The sequence below is a fragment of the uncultured Anaerobiospirillum sp. genome, from assembly GCF_902485895.1.
Lineage (GTDB): Bacteria > Pseudomonadota > Gammaproteobacteria > Enterobacterales > Succinivibrionaceae > Anaerobiospirillum > Anaerobiospirillum succiniciproducens.
Map to the genome: position 1 here is coordinate 1 of NZ_CABTML010000116.1, position 5,525 is coordinate 5,525.

The window sequence follows — 5,525 nt, forward strand, 5'->3', positions numbered from 1 at the left end:
AATTCTAACACGGCTTTTGAAAAATCCGAAAGTGTATGTTAGAAAAATTCTAACACGGCTTTTGAAAAATCCGAAAGTGCATGTTGGAAAAATTCTAACATGGCTTTTGAAAAATCTAAAAGCACATGTTTGAAAAATTCTAACATGGCTTTTGAGAAATCTGAAAGCATATGTTGGAAAAATTCCTACATGGCTTTTGAAAAATCCAAAAGTGCATGTTGGAAAAATTCTAACATGGCTTTTGAAAAATCCGAAAGTGCATGTAGGAAAAATTCCAACATAGCTTTTGAAAAATCCGAAAGTGCATGTAGGAAAAATTCCAACATAGCTTTTGAAAAATCCGAAAGTCTATGTTGGAAAAATTCCAACATGGTATGTTGAAAATCCTTAAGCCTAAGGCCACGAATTTAGCTATGTGGGGCCGAATAAAAGTATGGGATTAGTATTGGTGTTGCAGTGACTTGATAGCTTAAGGCGGTTGGTCTTTTGTAGGTTGATTGTGTCTATGATGCGAGGTTATCAACCTTAATCCATTTACCAAAGATCACACGTGAAACCATCAAGAGACCTCGGATAGAAAGCTCGATAGCCATGGCAATCCACACGCCCTCAAGACCATATGAGAGGCTCAGGTAGTAGGCAAGGCCTAAACGGATTACCCAAATAGTACCGAAGTTAATGATGCTAGGCAGGAAAGTGTCACCTGCACCAACACAAACACCGTAGGCAACGATGGCACAAGCAAACATTGGCTCAGCAAAGGCCTCAATGCGCAGTACGGTTACTGCAAGCGATCTTACCTCGTGATCAGGTGTCATGACGGCCATGATCTCAGGGGAAAATACATACATAAGTACAGCCATGAAACTCATTATTGCAACGCCAAGCAAGATGGTGATAGCGGCAAAGCGGCGGGTAAGATCAAAACGTCTTGCACCAACAGACTGACCGACTAAAGTGGTTGCAGCATCTGATACACCAAAGCCAGGCATATAGCAAATGGCCTCAATGGTATTAGCAAAGGCGTGAGCAGCAATAGCTACTGTTCCCAAAGGAGCAACAATCATGGTGGAAACCAACTGTGCTGATGAGAGCATGAATTGCTGACCCGTGATTGGGATGGAGATACGTAGTGCTCGTCTGACCACATCAAGAGTTGGCTTAAATGAGCCACGATCTTTAATTAAAGCAAGAGTTGGCGATTTAAAGACTAAGAAATAAGTAAGAATACAGCCAATTACACCTGCAGCTGCAGCAGAACCAAGAGCAGCGCCTTTAACTCCAAGTCCTAAGCCAAAGGTCTCAACCTCGCCAATAAGAGGAATAGTGCGGACTTTCGTTTCAAAGATAAAGATGAAGTTAAAGACTACGTCCAAAAGACACATCAACACGTTGAGCATGCCTGGCAACAGCATATTGCCAGAAGTACGCAGCATTGCAGCAGACAGATAGTTAAGCAAGAAGAGTGGGGCTGCACCCATGAAGAAGATAAGATAGTCGGTTGAATCCTGTCTAATCTCCTCAGCACCGCCTAAGAAAGCAGGTAAAAATGGGGCACAGATACAAGCGATCAGTCCGACGATCATAGAGAATGTCAGCATGACCACGTAAGACTGTCGTACCACGCGACGGGCGTTTACCTCATCTTTAGCACCCAAAAGATGGGCAGTTTGTACTGAGAAACCTGCTACTGAGGTAATGATGATGCCAGTGAAGAGCCAAATTGGAGCCATCATTAGTCCAATTGAGGCAGAAGCGTTAGCGCCTAAAGATCCCACCATGGCAGCATCGATATATTGCATCACGATGGTAGAGAGCTGAGCCATAATCGATGGCATAGAAAGTCGAATAGTTAGCAGCAATTGCTCTTTTAGCGACATATCGCGATTGACCATGTCGCTTAGACTTTCTTTAGATCTCTTTTCTGACTTCAACATCGCCATTACCAAAGCTAACTCAGTTCAAATCGAGATGATGATTCATCACGGCTCGGGCGCTGATTATAATGCAAACAAAGGCAGCAATGAGCGCATAAGTCTGTATATTCTTAACCCATGAGGCTTTTATATCGGCAGGTGGCTGCATCTTATTTCTGCCTGAAAGGCTATTTGATGAAGCAAAGTTTAATCAAAATATGATGCCTATTTTACCTTCACGAGGTAATTTCAGCTAAATAGTCATTGAGGGTGGTAAACCTTTAGCTAAGTTTTGCCCCATGGTCAAAAATAGTGGCCAGTACTCTTTTTAGAGCATTCGCGCTTGAGATGAAATTGTAGTCACAGCGTTTGAGTTCATTTGCTAAGAAAAGTAGGTTTTATTTTTTGCAAAGGATAAAACTTATCAAGTGATTTACTAGCATGTGCTGTTGTTTGTGAGATGGTTCATACTTTTTTGAAAATGCCGTAAGAATGGCATTTATGCATGTGGCGGTATATGGTGATCTTGATCTTGTTTTGATCACTAATGGCTTGTTTTTGGTATTTATGCGATTGCTAATTTGCAAGTGCTAAATCTTTGCATCTAACAATTGTGATTTTTCCTGTACAATGGCAATCCGTTAGGCAAGACTTACTCAGATTGTGAGTCTGCAACTGTCAGATGTGGATGACTATTAAGTTGTATAAGGCTAGTTTGTCTAAGATGCAACTTATATTTGTCATCAATATGCCAAAAGGTCTACAATCTTGTACCTGTGCATTTTGATGCATCTAGTAGGATCGACTATAAGACACCTTGTTAATTAGATAGACAAGCTGCTTTTAGTTATACGGCGCTGTAAAGCGTTTCATTCACCACCGTAAGAATTAATTCGAGGCTTTAAGCTATGTGGGATTACTCAGATAAAGTAAAAGATCATTTCCTCAATCCGCGCAATGCACGCGTTATTGAAGACGCTAATGCTGTCGGTGATGTGGGCTCGATTATCTGCGGTGACGCACTGCGTTTAATGCTCAAGATCAACACCGATACCAACATCATTGAAGATGCAGCATTCCAGACCTACGGTTGCGGTAGTGCTATTGCATCATCATCAGCTTTAACTGAGATGTTAATCGGCAAGAGCTTAGCTGAGGCCGAGAAGATCACCAACCAGCAGATCGCTGACTACTTAGGCGGTTTACCTGCTGAGAAGATGCACTGCTCAGTAATGGGCCGTGAAGCTTTAGATGCTGCTATTGCAAACTTCCACGGCAAGACCTACGAGCACATCCATGACGAAGATGGCGAGATCATCTGCCACTGCTTCGGTGTTGGTGTTAACAAGATTAAGAAGGTAGTTTGGGAAAACCACTTAACTACCGTTGAAGAAGTTACCAACTACACCAAGGCCGGTGGTGGTTGCCAGAGCTGCCACATGCGCATCGAAGAAGTTATCGATGAGGTTTGGGTTGACTTAGAGCGTTGCGGCGTACCTCGTCCAGGCTTTGCTCAGACTCCAGTTCAGGGTATTAAGATCGCTACTACCACTGAGAAGAAAGAGACTTGCGGTTGCTCAGCATCTTTAGACGCAGCTACTACTTCTTCACAGTACTTTGCTAAGGTTGATGCAGTTATCAAGGAGATGAATGCAGGCCTTACCGATGGCTCCAAGATTGAGCTTCAGGGCATTAACGGCGAGAACGTTAAGCTCAAGTTCTCTGGCAGCATTGCTGATGGCATGATGAAGGAAATGACCTTAGGCTTCTTCAAGTCAAAGCTCAAGGCTTCAGCTGGTGATATCGCTGACTCCTTAACCATCAGTGCATAAGCGATCACTTTAAAGATCAAAAATAAGAGCGCCATTGGCGCTCTTTTCCCGTAACAAGCTTCACTTATCAAACGTTGGCATACTTGTTTAGTTCACTTTGATAAACCAAGCTATAACAAATGCTAAGCTTGTTGCAGGGGCAAATCTTGGCATGTGCACGATCCAAAAAATTAGGGTTATCAGTGCTCAAAAGAAAGGATTTAAATCTGTATTTATTGCCAAGAAACAGTTTTTAGCTCGTAACATTGCAGGATTGCAGAATGGATACCAAGAACATGGGCGCAGGTAACGGCATTTACCTGGATAACAATGCCACTACAATGATCGATCCTAAAGTAGTTGAGGCCATGATGCCTTACTTCACTACTTACTACGGTAACCCTTCATCTCAGCACGGCTTTGGTGTTCCAGTAGAGAAGGCTATTGAGCGTGCTCGCGAGCAGGTTGCTGATCTTATCGGTGCTGAGCATCCAGATGAGATCATCTTCACCTCCTGCGCATCTGAGTCTGATAACGCCGCTTTATGGACTTCTTTATGGACTCAGAAGAACAAGGACGAGATCGTTACTACTAAGCTTGAGCACCCAGCTATCATTGATACCTGCTCATTCTTAGAGGCTCGTGGTGTTAAGGTTAAGTACCTCTCAGCTGATTCAAAGGGCGACCTCAACGCAGATGAGTTTGCTTCCTTACTGACTGACAAGACCGCTTTAGCCTCCATCATGTGGGCTAACAACGAGACTGGTAACATCTACGATATTCCTACCTTATCTCAGATCGCCGCTGAAAGAGGTATCGTATTCCACTCTGACGCTGTTCAGGCTGTGGGTAAGATCCCTGTAGACGTGAAGAACACTGCTGTTCGCATGCTCTCATTCTCAGGCCACAAGCTCCACGCTCCTAAGGGTATTGGTGCTTTATACGTACGTCGTGGTACCCGTTTCTTACCTTATTTACATGGTGGTCACCAAGAGCGTGGTCGTCGTGCTGGTACTGAGAACGTTCCATACATCGTAGGTTTAGGCGTTGCTTGTGAGCTGGCAAAGGCTCACTTAAACGAGCTCGACACTCGTGTAAGAGCACTGCGTGATAAGCTTGAGCAGGGCATTGTTGCAACTGTTCCTGAAGTTATCGTTATGGGTGATAGCACTCACCGTACTCCAAACACCGTTAACATCGGCTTTAAGTTTGTTGAGGGTGAGGCAATCTTACTCATGCTTAACGAGTACGGCATTGCAGCTTCTTCTGGTTCTGCTTGCTCCTCTGAGAGCCTTGAGCCTTCACACGTTATGCAGGCTATGGGTATTCCATTCTCTGCAGCACACGGCACCATCCGTTTCTCCTTATCTCGCTTCACCACTGAAGCTGAGATCGATAAGACTCTGGAGGTTCTGCCTGGCATCATTGAGCGTCTGCGTCAGATGTCTCCATATTGGAACCTCAATAAGCCAAAGGTTAAGAACATCGATCACGAGTTCGATCCAGACTCTCAGGAGCGTCGTGCTTAATATCAGCAACGCTACTAAAGTGCTAACCAATCTACTGTGTTAGTCACTAACAGAGTTACTAAGCTTTATGCTTAAAAGACCGTAAGTTTGCTATAGAGTTACCTCTAGCCACTTGCGGTCTTTTTGTATGTGCAAGATCTATAGCAAAGCGTATTTGATCGATATTTGGAAAGAGCATATATAAGCCGTTTAAGCTATGATATATGCATGCATCTGCATGATCCGGACATGTAGTTTTTGTATTACGCTAACCACAAAAGTTAACGGTA

At 43.7% G+C, this 5,525-nt stretch carries 4 protein-coding genes; 3 read left to right on the plus strand and 1 reads right to left on the minus strand.

Translation table 11 applies throughout. From position 1 onward, the window contains the following. The first annotated feature begins 99 nt into the window (after positions 1-99). Complete coding sequence (locus RDO37_RS10110; protein WP_308498994.1) at positions 100-381, plus strand: hypothetical protein; 282 nt, start codon at positions 100-102, stop codon at positions 379-381. 122 nt (positions 382-503) lie between these two features. Here RDO37_RS10110 and RDO37_RS10115 read toward each other — a convergent pair whose 3' ends face one another. Then, positions 504-1,937 carry an MATE family efflux transporter gene (locus tag RDO37_RS10115; RefSeq protein WP_308498995.1) on the minus strand — a complete coding sequence of 478 codons (1,434 nt, stop codon included), beginning with the start codon at positions 1,935-1,937 and terminating at the stop codon, positions 504-506. A gap of 887 nt (positions 1,938-2,824) precedes the next feature. Between RDO37_RS10115 and nifU the strand changes: the two genes are divergently transcribed. Both nifU and nifS read left to right on the plus strand, forming a co-directional pair. Next, positions 2,825-3,748, plus strand: coding sequence for a Fe-S cluster assembly protein NifU (nifU, locus tag RDO37_RS10120; protein WP_027939705.1), 924 nt, complete (start codon positions 2,825-2,827; stop codon positions 3,746-3,748). 260 nt (positions 3,749-4,008) lie between these two features. Further along, the gene (nifS, locus tag RDO37_RS10125; RefSeq protein ID WP_273319707.1) at positions 4,009-5,256 is read left to right on the plus strand and encodes a cysteine desulfurase NifS; all 1,248 of its coding nucleotides are present in this window, start codon (positions 4,009-4,011) and stop codon (positions 5,254-5,256) included. Positions 5,257-5,525 lie beyond the last annotated feature (269 nt).